General features: G+C 43.9%; 16 protein-coding genes. 14 read left to right on the top strand and 2 right to left on the bottom strand.

Annotated features, from left to right (window positions below; all coding sequences use genetic code 11):
- Positions 1–10 precede the first annotated feature (10 nt).
- The 14 genes from benA (at position 11) to F975_RS08245 (ending at position 14,857) form a co-directional block, all read left to right on the top strand.
- Complete coding sequence (gene benA / locus F975_RS08310; protein ID WP_004752223.1) at positions 11–1,396, top strand: benzoate 1,2-dioxygenase large subunit; 1,386 nt, start codon at positions 11–13, stop codon at positions 1,394–1,396.
- Entirely contained in the window at positions 1,393–1,884 is a 492-nt protein-coding gene (gene benB, locus F975_RS08305) for a benzoate 1,2-dioxygenase small subunit (protein WP_004752221.1), read from the top strand. Before benA ends, benB begins: the two co-directional genes overlap by 4 nt.
- Positions 1,885–1,974: 90 nt before the next feature.
- A complete protein-coding gene (gene benC / locus F975_RS08300) occupies positions 1,975–2,991 on the top strand; it encodes a benzoate 1,2-dioxygenase electron transfer component BenC (RefSeq protein ID WP_004752219.1) in 1,017 nt (338 codons plus the stop codon).
- Positions 2,992–3,031: 40 nt separating this feature from the next.
- A complete protein-coding gene (locus F975_RS08295) occupies positions 3,032–3,814 on the top strand; it encodes a 1,6-dihydroxycyclohexa-2,4-diene-1-carboxylate dehydrogenase (protein ID WP_004752217.1) in 783 nt (260 codons plus the stop codon).
- Between the two features lie 38 nt (positions 3,815–3,852).
- The gene (locus tag F975_RS08290; protein WP_004752216.1) at positions 3,853–5,064 is read left to right on the top strand and encodes a benzoate/H(+) symporter BenE family transporter; all 1,212 of its coding nucleotides are present in this window, start codon (positions 3,853–3,855) and stop codon (positions 5,062–5,064) included.
- 12 nt (positions 5,065–5,076) lie between these two features.
- Positions 5,077–5,763, top strand: a complete 687-nt coding sequence (locus tag F975_RS08285) for a 3-oxoacid CoA-transferase subunit A (protein WP_004752213.1) — start codon at positions 5,077–5,079, stop codon at positions 5,761–5,763.
- A 10-nt stretch (positions 5,764–5,773) separates the two neighbouring features.
- The gene (locus tag F975_RS08280) at positions 5,774–6,427 is read left to right on the top strand and encodes a 3-oxoacid CoA-transferase subunit B (RefSeq protein ID WP_004750828.1); all 654 of its coding nucleotides are present in this window, start codon (positions 5,774–5,776) and stop codon (positions 6,425–6,427) included.
- Positions 6,428–6,493: 66 nt separating this feature from the next.
- Entirely contained in the window at positions 6,494–7,702 is a 1,209-nt protein-coding gene (pcaF, locus tag F975_RS08275; protein ID WP_004752212.1) for a 3-oxoadipyl-CoA thiolase, read from the top strand.
- A gap of 4 nt (positions 7,703–7,706) precedes the next feature.
- On the top strand, positions 7,707–8,486 hold the full coding sequence (gene pcaD, locus F975_RS08270; RefSeq protein ID WP_004752209.1) for a 3-oxoadipate enol-lactonase: 780 nt from the start codon (positions 7,707–7,709) through the stop codon (positions 8,484–8,486).
- A gap of 83 nt (positions 8,487–8,569) precedes the next feature.
- Positions 8,570–10,351: a sigma-54-dependent Fis family transcriptional regulator gene (locus F975_RS08265; protein WP_004752206.1), complete on the top strand. Its 1,782-nt coding sequence runs from the start codon at positions 8,570–8,572 to the stop codon at positions 10,349–10,351.
- A gap of 245 nt (positions 10,352–10,596) precedes the next feature.
- A complete protein-coding gene (locus F975_RS08260; protein WP_004752204.1) occupies positions 10,597–11,481 on the top strand; it encodes a transporter in 885 nt (294 codons plus the stop codon).
- Positions 11,482–11,517: 36 nt separating this feature from the next.
- Positions 11,518–12,972, top strand: coding sequence for a benzaldehyde dehydrogenase (locus F975_RS08255; protein WP_004752203.1), 1,455 nt, complete (start codon positions 11,518–11,520; stop codon positions 12,970–12,972).
- A 48-nt stretch (positions 12,973–13,020) separates the two neighbouring features.
- Positions 13,021–14,148, top strand: a complete 1,128-nt coding sequence (locus F975_RS08250) for an NAD(P)-dependent alcohol dehydrogenase (protein WP_004752201.1) — start codon at positions 13,021–13,023, stop codon at positions 14,146–14,148.
- Between the two features lie 361 nt (positions 14,149–14,509).
- Positions 14,510–14,857: a hypothetical protein gene (locus tag F975_RS08245; protein WP_004752199.1), complete on the top strand. Its 348-nt coding sequence runs from the start codon at positions 14,510–14,512 to the stop codon at positions 14,855–14,857.
- Positions 14,858–14,900: 43 nt separating this feature from the next.
- Here F975_RS08245 and F975_RS08240 read toward each other — a convergent pair whose 3' ends face one another.
- Together F975_RS08240 and F975_RS08235 are read right to left on the bottom strand one after the other, a co-directional pair.
- Positions 14,901–15,566 carry an HAD-IB family hydrolase gene (locus tag F975_RS08240; protein ID WP_004752195.1) on the bottom strand — a complete coding sequence of 222 codons (666 nt, stop codon included), beginning with the start codon at positions 15,564–15,566 and terminating at the stop codon, positions 14,901–14,903.
- Entirely contained in the window at positions 15,530–16,741 is a 1,212-nt protein-coding gene (locus tag F975_RS08235) for a DUF1615 family protein (protein WP_004752193.1), read from the bottom strand. Before F975_RS08235 ends, F975_RS08240 begins: the two co-directional genes overlap by 37 nt.
- Positions 16,742–16,851: the final 110 nt, after the last annotated feature.

The following is a 16,851-nucleotide window of genomic DNA, read 5'->3' as shown; positions in this document are numbered from 1 at the left end:
GAGAACGGACATGCCACGTATTCCTGTAATCAATACCAGTCACCTAGATCGTATCGATGAATTACTTGTTGAAAATTATGAAACAGGTGAATTTAAACTCCATCGTTCTGTTTTCACCGATCAGGACATTTTTGACCTTGAAATGAAATATATTTTTGAGGGTAACTGGGTATACTTGGCACACGAAAGCCAAATTCCAAATAATAACGATTTCTACACCACTTATATCGGACGCCAGCCGATCATTATTGCACGCAACCGTAATGGTGAACTTAATGCAATGATTAACGCTTGTTCGCACCGTGGTGCACAACTTTGCCGTAATAAACGTGGTAATAAAGCCACTTATACCTGTCCATTTCATGGATGGACATTCAATAACTCAGGAAAATTGCTTAAGGTTAAAGACCCAAGCGATGCGGGTTATTCAGACTGCTTTAATCAAGACGGTTCACATGACTTGAAAAAAGTTGCTCGTTTTGAAAGTTATAAAGGCTTTTTGTTTGGTAGCTTGAACCCTGATGTTCCTTCTCTTGAAGAATACTTGGGTGAAGCAACTAAAATCATTGACATGATCGTCGGTCAATCTGAAGACGGTCTTGAAGTTCTTCGTGGTGCGTCTACGTATACCTATGAAGGTAACTGGAAACTCACGGCTGAAAACGGTGCCGATGGTTACCACGTGTCTGCTGTACACTGGAACTATGCTGCAACTACACAGCAACGTAAAGAAAAACAAGGTGGCGATAACATTCGTGCTATGAGCGCTGGTGCCTGGGGTAAACAAGGCGGTGGCTCTTACGGTTTTGAAAATGGCCACATGTTGCTTTGGACACAATGGGCAAACCCTGAAGACCGTCCAAACTTCCCGAAAAAAGACGAATACACTGAGCGTTATGGCGCTGCAATGGCAAAATGGATGATCGAGCGTTCTCGTAACCTTTGCTTGTATCCAAACGTTTACTTCATGGATCAGTTCGGTTCACAAATCCGTGTTCTTCGTCCATTGTCTGTAGATAAGACTGAAGTCACCATTTACTGTATCGCGCCTAAGGGTGAAGCACCTGAAGCACGTGCACGCCGCATTCGCCAGTACGAAGACTTCTTTAATGCGTCAGGCATGGCAACTCCAGATGACTTGGAAGAATTCCGTGCATGCCAAGCAGGTTATGCAGGAATCGCCCTTGAATGGAACGACATGAGCCGTGGTGCAAAACACTGGGTTCAAGGACCAGATGATGCTGCGAATGAAATTGGTCTAAAACCAAAACTTTCTGGTATCAAAACTGAAGATGAAGGTTTGTACCTTGCTCAACATGAATACTGGTTAAAACTCATGAAAAAAGCAATTGCGACTGAAAAAGAAATGGCTGTAACTGAAGGAGAAAACGCATGAGCACGATTACGCTAGAAAATATTGCTCAGTTCCTCTATCGCGAAGCACGTTTTTTAGATGACGAACAATGGGATAACTGGTTGCAATGTTATGCACCAACTGCACAATTCTGGATGCCAGCTTGGGATGATGATGACAAGCTAACCCAAGACCCACAGTCTGAAATCTCATTGATTTTCTATCCAGACCGTCAAGGTTTAGAAGACCGTGTGTTCCGTATCAAAACAGAACGCTCATCTGCAACCATGCCAGATACGCGTACTAGCCACAACATTAGCAATATTGAAATTGTGGAACAAGATGGTGATTTAGTTACAGTCCGTTTTAACTGGAATACTTTAAGTTTCCGTTACAAAACTAGCTATAGCTATTTTGGTATGTCTCGTTATGTAATTGATTTTTCTGGTAATGAACCAAAAATCGTCAACAAATATGTTGTGTTGAAAAACGATTACATTAATCAGGTTATCGATATTTACCATCTCTAAAGCTGTTCATACAGCAAGGAAAAACCTTTCAATCAAATGGAAAGTTGATTGAAAGGTCTAGTTTTAAAGCTTTATATAGGATATTCAGCCATGTCAAACCACAATGTTGCACTTCAATTTGAAGATGGCGTTACACGTTTTATCAGTGTTACAGATGGTGAAACACTATCTGATGCTGCTTACCGTCAAAAGATCAATATTCCGCTAGACTGCCGTGACGGTGCTTGCGGGACCTGCCGAGCGTTTTGTGAATCAGGTTCATATGACATGCCTGAAGACACTTATATTGAAGATGCATTAACGCCTGAAGAAGCCGCAGAAGGCTATATTCTGGCTTGTCAATGCCGCCCTACATCAGATGCAGTTTTCCAGATTCACGCAACTTCAGATGTATGTAAAACTGAAATTCATACATATCAAGGTACACTAACTTCGGTTGAAAACCTGTCTGACTCTACGATTACCTTTGGCATTGAACTTGATGCAGCAGAACCAGACATCAACTTCCTTGCGGGTCAATATGTCAATGTTGGTATCCCTGGCACAACTGAAACTCGTTCTTATTCATTCAGTTCTAAACCAGGCGATCGTCAAACAGGTTTCGTTGTTCGTAACGTACCAAATGGCAAAATGAGTAGTTTCCTTAGCCAAACTGCAAAAGTAGGCGACAAAATGACCTTCACTGGTCCATTTGGTAGCTTCTATTTGCGTAGCGTGACTCGTCCAGTTCTTATGCTGGCTGGCGGTACAGGGATTGCACCGTTTTTATCTATGCTTTCAGTACTGGAAGAAAAAGGTTCTGAACAACCTGTACGTCTTGTGTTTGGTGTAACCCATGACTTTGACTTGGTTGCAATCGAGCGCCTGAATGAAATGCAAGCGAAATTCCCATGGTTTGAATACCGTACAGTCGTTGCTAGCCCAGAATCTGCACATGAACGTAAAGGTTATGTGACTGGACATGTCGACCATGAATGGCTCAATGGCGGTGATGTTGATATCTACCTTTGTGGCCCAGTGCTAATGGTTGAAGCAGTGCGTGGCTGGTTAGATAAAGAAGGGGTGAAACCTGCTAACTTCTTGTTTGAGAAATTCTCTGCGAACTAAATTTTAACATGGTTCATTCATGCAAGATAAGGAAGTAAAGATGAGTCAACAACGTTTCAGCAATAAAGTGGTTATTGTCACAGGTGCGGCACAAGGTATTGGTCGTGGTGTAGCTCTACGCGTTGCCAGTGAAGGCGGAAAAGTTGTCATGGCAGATTTTTCCGAGTATGTCGAAGACGTTCTTAAAGAAGTCATTGATGCTGGCGGTGAAGCTATCACGGTACGTGCAGATCTGGAACAGTTCGAAGGTGCAGAGAAAGTTGTTCATGCTGCCTTGGAAAAATATGGCCGTGTGGATGTACTCCTCAATATCGTGGGTGGCGCAATCTGGATGAAACCTTTTCAGGAGTTCAAACCTGAAGAAGTAGAGAAGGAGATTCGCCGCTCACTATTTCCAACCTTATGGTGTTGCCATGCCGTATTGCCGAGCATGATCGCTCAGCAGTCTGGTGCCATTGTAAACGTATCTTCTGTAGCAACGCGTGGTATTAACCGTATTCCTTACTCTGCAGCAAAGGGTGGTGTAAACGGTTTAACTGCATCTTTGGCATTTGAACATGCTCATGATGGCATTCGCGTGAATGCTGTGGCAACAGGTGGAACAGAAGCCCCGCCACGTAAAGTACCACGTAATAGCGCTCCAATGTCTGAACAGGACAAAGCGTGGATGCAAGAAGTTGTAGATCAAACTGTGGATCGTACGTTCCTTAAACGCTATGGCACAATTGATGAACAAGTCAACGTGATTACTTTCCTTGCGTCTGATGAAGCTTCATATATTACAGGTAGTGTTGTACCTGTCGGCGGTGGTGACCTCGGTTAAATTCAGAATGAATAATATCGTGAGCATGGAGGCATACGATGTCTAATCTGATCCAGTCCCTCAAACAAGATTGGTCAATTTCAGCCACCATTGCAGGTTTTCTGGCTGTATTGATTTCTTATTCTGGGCCACTGGTTATATTTTTTCAGGCGGCTCAACAAGCGCAGATCGATTCACATATGCTCAGTTCATGGATTTGGGGCATTTCGATTGGCGCTGCCATTTCAGGAATTTACCTGTCGATTCGTTACAAAGTGCCTGTAATTACAGCATGGTCAGCACCAGGCACAGCGCTCTTGGTGACGTTATTTCCACATATTAGTTTAAATGAAGTCGTTGCTGCATATATAACTGCAGCAGTCGTCATGCTGCTGATTGGTGTCAGTGGTTCATTTGATCGTATGTTGCGCTGGATTCCATCGGGTATTGCCGCAGGTATGATGGCAGGTATTTTATTTCAATTTGGTTTAGGTGTATTTCAAGCCACCAATCATATGCCAACCATCGTATTTACCATGCTCGTGGTGTATCTGTGTGCCAAACGTTACAACCCGCGTTATAGCATGTTATGGGTCTTGTGTACGGGCATTCTCCTTAGTCTATTTCTCGGGAAATTACATCCAGTTGCTTTGCAATTGTCACTGACTGTTCCCGAATGGATTAGCCCACACTGGACATGGGCATCGACGCTCAATTTTGCTTTACCCCTTATCTTGGTAAGTATTACAGGACAATTTTTACCAGGCATGGCGCTGTTTAAACTGCATGATTATGAGGTGTCTGGGCGTACCGTGATTGGCACGACCAGTCTGGCCTCATTACTGGTTGCATGTACGGGTGGCATTAGTATTGTTTTGGCATCAATTACTGCATCACTCTGCATGAGTGAACATTGTCATGAACAGCCGCAGCGCCGCTATATTGCAGGTATTGCCAATGGGCTGTTCTATCTGCTTGGTGGATTGTTTGCCAGTAGTATTGTGTTGTTATTTAGCTTATTTCCCAAAGAGTTAATTGCAGCTTTAGCAGGTTTGGCATTGCTCAGTGCCATTACCAACAACTTAACCATTGCACTGCGTGACGAACAGCAACGTGAATCTGCCGTGATCACATTTTTAGCCAGTGTTTCAGGTATGCATTTTCTTGGTTTAAGTTCGGTGTTTTGGGGCATTTGTATCGGAATGCTTGCCCATTTCATTTTGAGCTTCAAAACAACGCGTTCTTTAAAGTTCAAGCACAGTAAGGTTTGATTAGGAAATATTATGATTGACAAAAGCTCAGCTTCTATAACAGAAGTGCTGTCGCAAATTAAAGATGGTTCGACCATCATGATTGGTGGCTTTGGCACCGCAGGACAACCTGCCGAACTCATTGATGGCTTGCTGGATTTGGGCATCAAAGACCTGACTATTGTCAGCAACAATGCGGGTAATGGTGACTATGGTCTGGCGAAATTGCTCAAAGCAGGCGCTGTGAAAAAAGTCATCTGTTCTTTCCCGCGTCAGTCGGATTCTTGGGTATTTGACGAACTGTACCGCGCAGGCAAAATCGAGCTGGAACTGGTGCCACAAGGCAACCTCGCTTGCCGTATTCAGGCTGCGGGTATGGGCTTGGGTGCAGTGTTTACGCCTACAGGCTATGGCACTTTACTGGCTGAAGGAAAAGAAACCCGTCATATCGATGGCAAGGACTATGTCTTGGAATACCCGATTCATGCCGATTTCGCCTTGATCAAGGCACAGCAGGGCGACCGCTGGGGCAATCTGGTTTACCGCAAATCCGCACGTAACTTTGGCCCAATCATGGCCATGGCAGCGAAAGTCACCATCGCACAAGTTTCTGAAGTGGTTGAACTGGGTGAGTTAGATCCTGAACACATCATTACCCCAGGTATCTTTGTGCAGCATGTGGTTCAGGTTGAACCTGCTTCACCATTGGCAACCGCATAAGGAGACTGACATGAGCTATAAAAAACTAACCCGTGACCAAATCGCTGAACGTGTCGCTCAAGACATTCCTGATGGTGCTTATGTGAATCTTGGCATTGGCTTACCAACCAAGATCGCCAGCTACCTGCCTGCGGATAAAGACGTTTTCCTTCATTCTGAAAATGGCCTGTTGGCATTTGGCCCACCACCAGCAGAGGGTGAAGAAGATCCTGAACTAATCAATGCCGGTAAAGAATTCGTAACGATGTTGAAAGGCGGCGCGTTTTTCCATCATGGAGACTCGTTTGCCATGATGCGCGGTGGTCACCTTGATATCGCAGTTCTTGGTGCATTCCAGATTGCAGCCAATGGTGATTTGGCCAACTGGCATACTGGTGCACCGAATGCCATTCCTGCTGTCGGCGGTGCAATGGACTTGGCTGTTGGTGCCAAGAAAGTCTTTATCACCACGGATCATGTCACCAAACAGGGTGAACCAAAGATTGTGGCAGAACTGACTTATCCTGCGACAGGTCTGAAATGTGTAGACCGTATCTATACTGACTTATGTGTGATTGATGTCACACCTGAAGGTTTGAAAGTGCTGGAGAAAGTCGAAGGCTTAAGCTTTGACGAGCTGCAGGCAATGACTGGTGCAACACTGATTGATGCGACTCAAGGATAAAAACCTCTCCCTAACCCTCTCCTGAAAGGAGAGGGAAAAGGTGAAGTAACAGGACAGGATTAAAGAATGAAAAATGCTTATATTGTCGATGCCATCCGTACTCCGTTTGGCCGTTATGCTGGTGGTCTAGCTTCAGTTCGTGCCGATGACCTCGGTGCCTTACCGATCAAAGCCCTGATGCAGCGTAACCCAAGCGTGGACTGGCAACAGGTCGATGACGTGATCTATGGCTGTGCCAACCAAGCGGGTGAAGACAACCGTAATGTCGGACGCATGTCATCTTTACTTGCAGGCTTACCATACCAAGTGCCAGCAACGACCATTAACCGTCTGTGTGGTTCATCGCTAGATGCGATTGCCATGGCGGCACGCACCATTAAAGCGGGTGAAGCAGACCTGATTATCGCGGGTGGTGTAGAGAGCATGAGCCGTGCACCATTTGTCATGGGCAAAGCCGAAACGGCTTACAGTCGCACCCAGAAGATTGAAGACACCACCATGGGCTGGCGTTTTATCAATCCGAAACTCAAAGAAATGTATGGCGTGGACACCATGCCACAAACCGCGGAAAACGTGGCAGCACAGTTCCACATTAGCCGTGAAGATCAGGACAAGTTTGCTTTAACCAGCCAGCAACGTACTGCCGCTGCACAAGCCAAAGGCTACTTTGCCAACGAAATCGTACCTGTGACGATTCCACAGCGCAAAGGCGATCCGATCGTGGTTGATACCGATGAACATCCACGTGCAACCACATTGGAAACCTTAACCAAACTGAAACCTGTAGTGAAAGCTGAAGGGACGGTGACTGCGGGCAATGCTTCAGGTATTAACGACGGTGCAGCAGCACTACTGATTGCGTCAGATGAAGCCATCACAAAATACGAACTGAAAGCACGCGCCAAGATTATTGCAGCTACAACGGTGGGTGTTGAACCGCGCATCATGGGCTTTGCCCCAGCACCAGCGATCAAGAAATTACTGAAACAGGCCAACCTGACTTTGGCACAGATGGACGTGATTGAATTGAACGAAGCTTTTGCTGCACAGGCATTAGCATGTACGCGTGACCTAGGTCTGGCGGACGATGATGCCCGAGTCAATCCAAACGGTGGTGCGATTGCACTGGGTCATCCACTCGGTGCTTCAGGCGCACGTCTAGTCACTACAGCCTTGAACCAGCTTGAACAGACTGGCGGCAAGTACGCCTTATGTTCAATGTGTATCGGTGTCGGTCAGGGGATTGCTTTGATTATTGAGCGAGTAGAAGGATAAAACAATGCCAAATTTTGTGACTCCACAGCAGATTACGCTGAACTATCAAACCTTTGGTGATGCTAAAAATCCTGCCTTAGTATTTTCTAATTCGCTGGGAACTAATCTCAGCATGTGGCAAGCACAAATTGAATTTTTTCAGAAAGATTTTTTTGTTATTGCTTATGATACGCGTGGACACGGCGCATCTTCAACGGCGACACAGTCTTTTGGCTGTGCGGAACTGGCACAAGACGTGATTGATTTACTAGATCACCTCAACATTCAGACTGCGTATTTTTGTGGTATTTCGATGGGTGGTCTGACAGGTCAGTGGTTGGCGCGCTATTTTCCAGAACGCTTTAAAAAAGTGGTGGTGTGCAATACCGCAGCAAAAATCGGACAAGCGCAAGCTTGGCAAGAGCGTGCGGCATTGGTACGTATACAAGGCCTGCAACCGATTGCTGCAACGGCTGCAACTCGCTGGTTTACTGAAGGTTTTGTACAAAATAACCCCGACTTAATTCAAAAGTTAAGTAATGATTTGGCCGCAGGTAGCGCTGAAGGTTATGCACAGTGCTGTGAAGCTTTGGCTCATACCAATTTACGTGATGAAATTGCCAAAATTCAGGTTCCAGTGCTGATTATTGCGGGTTCTGCTGACCCTGTGACCACCGTTGCCGATGGGCAATTTATGCAACAGCAAATTCACGGCGCAACACTCGCTGAGATTGCAGCCTCGCATATTTCCAATATTGAGCAGCCTGAACACTTTAATCAGTGCCTAAAAGGTTTTATTGTATAGAACAAACAGGAATAACATGCTGTGCCGAACCCAATTGTTCCTGTGAATGATTGGGTTATTTTATTTTTAAATAGGATGAGGACATGCACGGACACGCAAATTATCCATGGAAGGATATTAAACATCGTTTTTTTGAAACGGGCAGTTTGCCCAATCCCGTTTTGGCAGATTCCCCCATTATTCAGGGCTGGCAAAAATCCCGACAGGCAGGTTTAAGTCCGTTGACCAAAGTGTCTAGTCTGCATGATTTTCCACATGCAGCGCTCACAGACAGCGACCAATACTTGGCAGAACTGGCACAGCCGATTTTGCAAGATACATGGAAAATTTTTGGACAACAGGACATCAGTGTCTTTCTGATCAATCAGCAACGTAAAATTATTGCCGAGCAGCACAATGACTTTGCCCATCAAAGCTATAGTTTTTTACAGACTGGGCGAATTGTCGATGAAGCGGTGTTTGGCGCGATTGCCCCGACCTGTAGTTTGTCCTGCCAGCAACCGTTGATTATGGTCGGTCATCAACATTACCTCGATGAATTTAGCGATTATTCCTGTGCCTCGGTTCCGATTTTTGATGGTCAAGGCGGCGTTTTAGGTGCGCTCGACATTACGTCCCGACAAGGTCTGCTCGCCAGTAACTGGCTCAGACATTTACTCTATCAAACCTATAAACTGGAAAATCAGCTCCTGATTCAACAGTCTGAACAGCATTTACTGGTTTTTCAGCATTCACCCGATTTGCTTGGCAATGCTTATAGCGCGATGCTGGAATATGATGATCGGCAAATCATTCGTAAAGCCAATCAAATGGCGCTTAAGCTGCTCAATCGAGATATTCATGACGTACTTGGGCAGCCTTTACAACATTTTTTCCTGATGCCGACGATACAACAATCGGGTGATTTTCTGATTCAAAGTTGCGACCATGCCTTGTTTTATGCACGGCAGCATCGCCCACAAATTCAAACCATACCACGCCAAGCTATTAGAAAATCAGTCATTTTTCAACAACAGCAATTACAACAAGCAGTTAAAGCAATTCGTGCCAATATTCCGATTTTGATTACAGGGGAAACAGGTACAGGTAAAGATCATTTTGCCCAGCAGATTCGCCAGCAATTCCCTGAAAATCTACCTTTTATTTCAATCAACTGTGGTGCGATTCCTGAAAATCTACTGGAATCAGAACTGTTTGGCTACGAAGGTGGCGCATTTACAGGAGCTAAGCACAAAGGCGAAAAAGGGCTGGTTGAGCTCGCGGATCAGGGCTTTTTATTTCTCGATGAAATTGGTGATTTGCCGATGCATCTACAGGTCAAAGTACTGCGGGTTTTGCAAGATCAGCAGTTTTATCGGGTGGGTGGACGACAGCCGATTCAATCAAAGTTTAAGCTGATTTGTGCGACCAATCAGGACTTACCAACTCAAGTCAAACAGCAGCAATTCCGTAGTGATTTGTACTACCGTATTCGCGGTTATGAAGTGCAGTTACTACCATTACGACAACGTAATGACAAACTGATTCTAATGCAGCACATTTTGCAAGAGTTAGGTGTACAACAATGGTCTGTACAGGTCGAGCAGCAACTTGAGCAATATGACTGGCATGGCAATATTCGTGAGCTGATTCATGTCTTAAAACTTTCGGTGGCATTATCCGAACAGCCGATACTGGAACATTTATATTTACCTGAACAGTCTGCATCTGCAATTGCTGAACAAGTGTCTACAAGCCCAGCTGATTTAGAACAGCAAACCCGTCAACTGATTCAGCAAGTACTGCAACAGGAACAAGGCAATGTGTCTAAAACAGCGAAACGCCTAAATATTTCCAGAACCACAGTCTATAAATATTTACATTAAAATCAGCAGGATACACTGTCCAGTATTTGGACAGTGTTCACTTGAATTTGTCCAGTATCTGGACATAAAGTTGAAATTTAAAAATATAAATCACTGAAATATAACTAATTATAAGATTGGCACAGTTGCTGCAAATAACATAAGTATCACAGGTAGCTATTGATCAGGACGATATCGCTACTTGCGACTCGCGTTTAAGGTTCACACGCAGTCAAGGACAATATTTCAGTCAGGGGATTTGACGAATGTTTTTTACACATTTTAAAAAAATTGCTGCATTCTCAGCCAGCTTCACAGCAATTCACAGTGCGTATGCAGTCGATGTCAACGCAGGCGATTATAGTGCGTTGCCCGCAGGAACCGATGTTGCAGCGTTATATTATCAACACGGCGAATCCGACGGTTATTATGTTAATGGCGATAAAATTGATGCCAAATCTCATTCGGATATCGGGATTTTGCGTCTGATTCATTTTACCAAAATTGGCAATATCACTATCGATCCGCAAATTTTACTGCCATTTGGAACAGTGTATAACACCCGTGTTGGTGGGCAGCATTTAAATGATGCCAGCGGTATTGCCGATCCGATTATTGGCGCAACCTTTTGGTTAATCAATCAACCACAGGCAGGCATTTCAGGACGTTATGTGGGTCTGACCCCACTGATTTATTTGCCTGTAGGTCAATATAACAAACACGAAAGCGTCAATTTGGGTGAAAACCGCTTTAAATATGACCTGCAATTGGGCTGGGTTGAACCACTTTATAAAAACTGGTCAGCCGAGTTTTATCAGGATGTCGTGTTTTATGGCAATAATGATCAGGCAGGCAATGGTAGCCAGACTTTAAAACAACATACCAGTTACCAAACGCAAGCCAATTTGCGTTATGACTTCAATCCTAAACAACGTGTCGCACTGGGTTACTCGGCAACCTATGGTGGTAAACAGGAACTGGACGGGGTTGATCAAAATACCCAAACCAAAACCCAGCAAGCCCGCTTTGAATATCAACATATGCTGAATGCCAAAACCCAGTTGAGTGCACAGTTGATTTCGGACACCAAAGTGGAAAGTGGCTTTAAAAAGCAGCTCGGTGCAAATTTCCGTTTGCTGTATTTGTTTTAATTGACAGGATAATAAGATTAATCAAGGAGTTGTATTATGTCGTTATTAGATGCAGACATCTGGAATCAGCGTTTATTTCACGGTGAATGGCTTGCTGCAACACAAAGCCTGCCTGTTACAGAAGTAGCAACAGGTGAAGTACTTGGGCAACTGGGCTGTGCAACGGCGCACGATGTTGCTCAGGCGGCCATCAGCGCCAAGCAGGCACAACAAGCGTGGGCGGTATTGCCCTATCAGGAACGTGCAGCCGTATTTGAACGCGCAGCTCAGCTTTTAACAGAACATCAACCTGAAATTATCGACTGGCTGGTGCGTGAAAGTGGTTCGATTCAGCTTAAAGCAGGTTTTGAAACCCATATTTCCCTGCAAATTCTCAAGCATTGCAGTGCATTGCCTGCCAGTGAGCAAGGTAGCATCTTACCGACACAAACAGGAAAAATCAGTCTGGCAAAACGTGTGCCTTTGGGGGTGATTGGGGTGATTTCACCGTTTAACTTCCCGTTATATTTGGCGCTGCGTGCAGTTGCACCTGCATTAGCACTTGGAAATGCCGTGGTGCTAAAACCCGATGAACGTACGGCAGTCTGTAGTGGGTTTGCCATTGCGCGGATTTTTGAACTTGCAGGTTTGCCTAAAGGTTTATTGCATGTTGTACCTGGGGGAGCAGACGTTGGTGAAGCACTGACACTAGATCCTAATATTGCCAGTATCCAATTTACAGGTTCAACACAGGTCGGGCGAATCATCGGGGCAAATGCAGGTAAAACCCTGAAAAAAGTTTCTTTGGAACTCGGTGGCAAAAACTCACTGATCATTTTGCCTGATGCCGACCTTGAACTTGCTGCGCAAAATGTGGCGTGGGGTGCATTTTTACACTCAGGTCAAATCTGCATGACATCAGGAAAAATTCTGGTGCATGAAAGTTTGTATGAACCACTGAAGCAACGCCTGATTGAGAAAGTCAAAAACTTTGTGATAGGCAACCCAACCGACCCAAATGTCAATCTTGGGCCTTTGATCAATGCCAAACAGAGTCAGAGAGTACAGCAACTGGTGAATGATGCAGTCACACACGGCGCTACTCTTGAAATCGGTGGTAAAGCAGACGGCGTATTTTTCCAGCCAACAGTTTTGTCAGGCGTTAGCGCTGATAATCCGATTTTTACTGAAGAAATTTTTGGCCCTGTTGCGGTACTCATTCCATTTTCAAATGATGCTGAAGCGGTAGAACTGGCCAATATGGCCGATTATGGCTTATCGGCAGGGATTATCAGCAGCAATGTGGCACATGCCATGCAAATAGGTGCGCAGCTCAAAGTGGGCTTGCTGCATATTAATGATCAGACTGTAAATGATGAAACCGTGAATCCATTTGGTGGCTTTGGCGCATCGGGCAATGGCACACGGATTGGTGGTTTGGCAAATCTGGATGAGTTTACGCAGTGGCAATGGATGACCATTCAAACTCAAGCGCCTAACTATCCATTCTAACCATCTGTTTTAATTGATTTGAATGACAACAACACAAGGAAAGAAACCATGACGATTCAACAGGAACTATTAGATATCACCGCAGCCGTGACTGCATGTAAAGGCGCAAATTTTGAGTTGCAGCCGTTAAAAATTCGCCAACCACAGCGAGATGAAGTCTTGGTGAAAATTGTCGCGACAGGCATGTGCCACACCGACCTGATTGTGCGTGACCAGTATTATCCTGTGCCATTACCTGCGGTGCTTGGGCATGAAGGTTCTGGTGTGATTCAAGCCATTGGCCCAGACGTTAAAGACCTGAAAGTCGGTGATCATGTGGTACTGACCTACGGTTACTGTGGCAAATGTACCCAATGCAATACAGGTAATCCTGCGTATTGTAGCGAATTTTTCGGGCGTAACTTTGGTGGCGCTGACTTGGAAGGTCATACGGCGTTATGCAACCATCAGCACGATGCTGTGCATGACCATTTCTTTGCACAGTCTTCCTTTGCGAGCCTTGCTTTAAGCCGAGAAAACAATGCGATTAAAGTACCTGAAGATGCACCACTGGAGCTACTTGGGCCGCTGGGCTGTGGTATTCAGACAGGTGCAGGGGCCGCTATCAATGTTCTCAAGGTTACACCTGCAAGTAGTTTTGTTGCACTTGGCGCAGGTGCAGTGGGTTTAAGTGCATTACTTGCCGCCAAGATTTGTGGGGCAACCACCATCATTGCTGTAGATGTTGTCCCATCTCGTTTGGAACTAGCTAAAGAGTTAGGTGCAACCCATGTGATTAACAGCAAGGAACAAGACCCTGTACAAGCCATCAAAGACATTACAGGTGGTGGGGTTAACTTTGCACTGGAATCAACTGGTCGCCCTGAGATCTTAAAGCAAGGTATTGATGCTTTGGGAACTTTGGGCAAAATTGCAGTGGTTGGCGCGCCGCCTCTAGGAACAAATGCACAGTTTGATGTCAACGATTTGCTGCTCGGTGGAAAAATGATTATGGGTGTGGTTGAAGGCAGCGGCGCACCGAAAAAGTTTATTCCCGAATTGGTCAAGCTTTATCAGCAAGGATTATTCCCATTTGATAAATTGGTCAAGTTTTACGACTTTGAACAAATCAATCAGGCGGCTCTCGACAGCCAAAAAGGGATTACGCTCAAACCAATTATTAAAATTCAGGGTTAAACCAGCTATCTGCAATAAAGCCATTGCCTTGTGCGATGGCTTTTTATTTAGATCAACATGTAAAAAAGTAGCAGTTTTTTACATATTTTAACTGCTGTTTAGGATTATTATTTTTTAATACAACATAGGAAGAATGTCAGAAATTCACATTTTTCTGAAAATTATTGCTGTGTGGATTCAATAGCTTGCATTGCTGTGATCCATGAATATCGTAAATTCATAAAAATTAATGTTTTTTCATATAATGATAATAAATGTAAACAAAATAGATATTTTAAGATTTTTTTAAGGTGATATTCTTACCTTGAAACCATAAGGAAACTTGATCAAAATGGTCTGAAAAAGGTTTAAGGAGAAGAAGATGAACATGGAATATCTACACAAACCCGATTATTTTTTCTTTGCACACAAAATGGTGTTGTTTTTGGAAAAATACATCAAACAGCATCCAACAGAACAGAAAGTCACTTTCCATCTACAAACCATTTATGATTTATTTGCTCAAGACCGTGCGTCAAGTACAATTAATCTGGAAGGCATTCTAAATATTGTTGATGAGTATTTAATTGATAGTCAACATGGTATTTCGACCTTGATTCATGATTATCATATTCAGATTGATCAGCATATTTTAACGATCAGCTTTCATCCACATGCGATGCAAAGCGTGATTTGTGGTGAAAGTATGTTTTTCCCAAAAGTTGCTTAACTTGATCACATGAGCAGGCGCCCCAGTGGAGTGCCTGCTATGCTTAGTGTGATTTGCAAGGAATGCTAGGCAGAAGTCGGTCTTTGCCGACCATAAAAGGATAATGCGCTAGGCTCAACATTTGTTTGTCTTCATGGCTATTGCCATACGCGTAGATCTGATCATAATTTTCAAGATTGTAAGAATCTAAAATTCTTATTTTTTTTTGCTCACCACTACAATCAGGGCTTGCATATTGCCCCGTCAAAATATTCTGCTGTTTTTCCGTTTCAGTACAAATCAGTCTCACATTTAAATATTGCGCAATGTGTTGTAAATATAAATCTAAAGATGCAGAAACAATTGCCACCTCATGACCCAAATCCTGATGTTGCTTAAGCTGCGCCAAAATAACAGGGTTTAAATGGTCTAACAGTTCACGACTATATTCCGATGCCAAGCTTTCGATTTCTTGTAGGTTTTGCTGGCTAAACATTTGGCTATAAAGCTTGGTACGCATCGCATGCGCAGGGTACAAGTTCAGATAATATCCCTGAATCCACGGCAAAATTTTAATACCTTGCCGAATAATATGCCTTTTCGACAAGGTATAGAAAATAAATTGCGTGAAGCTATCGCTCAGGCAAAGCGTGCCATCAAAATCGAATAGGGCGAGGGTTTTTCCCTGCGCGATCAAGATTCTTTCAGACGTTTGGCGCGATGCATGCATGTTTCGTAGCGTCCATTCACACGGCTAGCATACCAGTTGGTATTGTAATCACGGCTCAGTTTTGGTCCAGAAATCACCACTTGCGGCATAATGGCATACGGCATTTCTTTTTCGGTCTTTTGTTGATAGAGCTTGGCAATCGTTAAATAAGTTTGGGTTTTTTCAAAATTCTGAGTTTTTTCTTCCTTTAAATCACTACGTAGCTGACGCGCGGTAATAATCACACCATTTTGTGCAAACAGCTTGCTAATTGCTAATTCGGTTGAACTTTGAGCAGATTGCACATTTTCATTTTTATCATACAGTAATAAGTCACCATCTAAAGACAAATCAGATTCAGTTAACGTATTTAATGCCTTCTGGACAGAGGCATTACGGCTTGAATACATACCTGAGTTATAGTCTGCAAAACGATAAATCGGTTTGTCATAGTCAGCTTTGTACATCATTAAACGGTGAATACCGTAGTACATGCCGCCATATTGTGTATATAAATAATCGCGGAGTTCGTTGACATTCATACGGTCACGTTGATGATCTTGTGCATAACGCACCAAGACTTGCATAGAACCCAAAGTGGTAACCGGGTTCATACGTTCGCCAATATCTTGACCAACCAGTTTAGCGGCGCCTGTTAATGCGCTGACATGATAATGTTTCGACATATAGTCAAAAATCTGACGATACAGAACATCAACATCCTGTTCAGTTTTAACCTTTCCAAGCTGTTTTAAATAGCTGTTTTCAGGTGTGGGTTGGGTTTTTAAGACTTTTTCAAAATAACCCGCAATAGGCGTTCCCAGCGTTTCACCCAGTTTGTCAGTAAATTTTTCTTGCAGGCGCGTATTCACTTCAGCTACCGCTTTTTTACCGAGTCCTGGTACACGGGGGTTCGCAACAAAATTAGATTCTTGATCGATAATGGCGACGATCGTACAAACATTCTGTTTGGATTTCTCAATCTTGAGTTCATCCATAATGTCGCTCATATCTTTCGCCCAAGACTCACGATTACTCGCATGAGGGGGAATCAGACGTTTGATCTGTTTTTCCTGAAGGATTTTTTCATCATCTTTAGAAAAAAGCGAGTTGTCACCACAAGCGACCAAACCTGTAGAAATTGCTAAGACTGTGAAAACCCGACAAATCGGTTGTAAATAAGAAGATTTATTCATGTGAGCCAGACACTCATTACATACTAAGCCAATTTGGCGGTTTATTATGCTGATTGTAGAGAGTTTTATATCTAATGTATATATTGGCAGATCGGCATTTCTTCGGTGTG

This window comes from Acinetobacter brisouisimilis, assembly GCF_000368265.1.
GTDB lineage: Bacteria > Pseudomonadota > Gammaproteobacteria > Pseudomonadales > Moraxellaceae > Acinetobacter.
Note: the sequence above shows the minus strand (reverse complement) of the source record. Positions and strands in the feature narration are given on the sequence as shown.

Coding starts and splice junctions, on each gene's coding strand:
- benA (WP_004752223.1), top strand. CDS start 11: ATGCCACGTATTCCTGTAATCAATACCAGTCACCTAGATCGTATCGAT.
- benB (WP_004752221.1), top strand. CDS start 1,393: ATGAGCACGATTACGCTAGAAAATATTGCTCAGTTCCTCTATCGCGAA.
- benC (WP_004752219.1), top strand. CDS start 1,975: ATGTCAAACCACAATGTTGCACTTCAATTTGAAGATGGCGTTACACGT.
- F975_RS08295 (WP_004752217.1), top strand. CDS start 3,032: ATGAGTCAACAACGTTTCAGCAATAAAGTGGTTATTGTCACAGGTGCG.
- F975_RS08290 (WP_004752216.1), top strand. CDS start 3,853: ATGTCTAATCTGATCCAGTCCCTCAAACAAGATTGGTCAATTTCAGCC.
- F975_RS08285 (WP_004752213.1), top strand. CDS start 5,077: ATGATTGACAAAAGCTCAGCTTCTATAACAGAAGTGCTGTCGCAAATT.
- F975_RS08280 (WP_004750828.1), top strand. CDS start 5,774: ATGAGCTATAAAAAACTAACCCGTGACCAAATCGCTGAACGTGTCGCT.
- pcaF (WP_004752212.1), top strand. CDS start 6,494: ATGAAAAATGCTTATATTGTCGATGCCATCCGTACTCCGTTTGGCCGT.
- pcaD (WP_004752209.1), top strand. CDS start 7,707: ATGCCAAATTTTGTGACTCCACAGCAGATTACGCTGAACTATCAAACC.
- F975_RS08265 (WP_004752206.1), top strand. CDS start 8,570: ATGCACGGACACGCAAATTATCCATGGAAGGATATTAAACATCGTTTT.
- F975_RS08260 (WP_004752204.1), top strand. CDS start 10,597: ATGTTTTTTACACATTTTAAAAAAATTGCTGCATTCTCAGCCAGCTTC.
- F975_RS08255 (WP_004752203.1), top strand. CDS start 11,518: ATGTCGTTATTAGATGCAGACATCTGGAATCAGCGTTTATTTCACGGT.
- F975_RS08250 (WP_004752201.1), top strand. CDS start 13,021: ATGACGATTCAACAGGAACTATTAGATATCACCGCAGCCGTGACTGCA.
- F975_RS08245 (WP_004752199.1), top strand. CDS start 14,510: ATGAACATGGAATATCTACACAAACCCGATTATTTTTTCTTTGCACAC.
- F975_RS08240 (WP_004752195.1), bottom strand. CDS start 15,566: ATGCATGCATCGCGCCAAACGTCTGAAAGAATCTTGATCGCGCAGGGA.
- F975_RS08235 (WP_004752193.1), bottom strand. CDS start 16,741: ATGAATAAATCTTCTTATTTACAACCGATTTGTCGGGTTTTCACAGTC.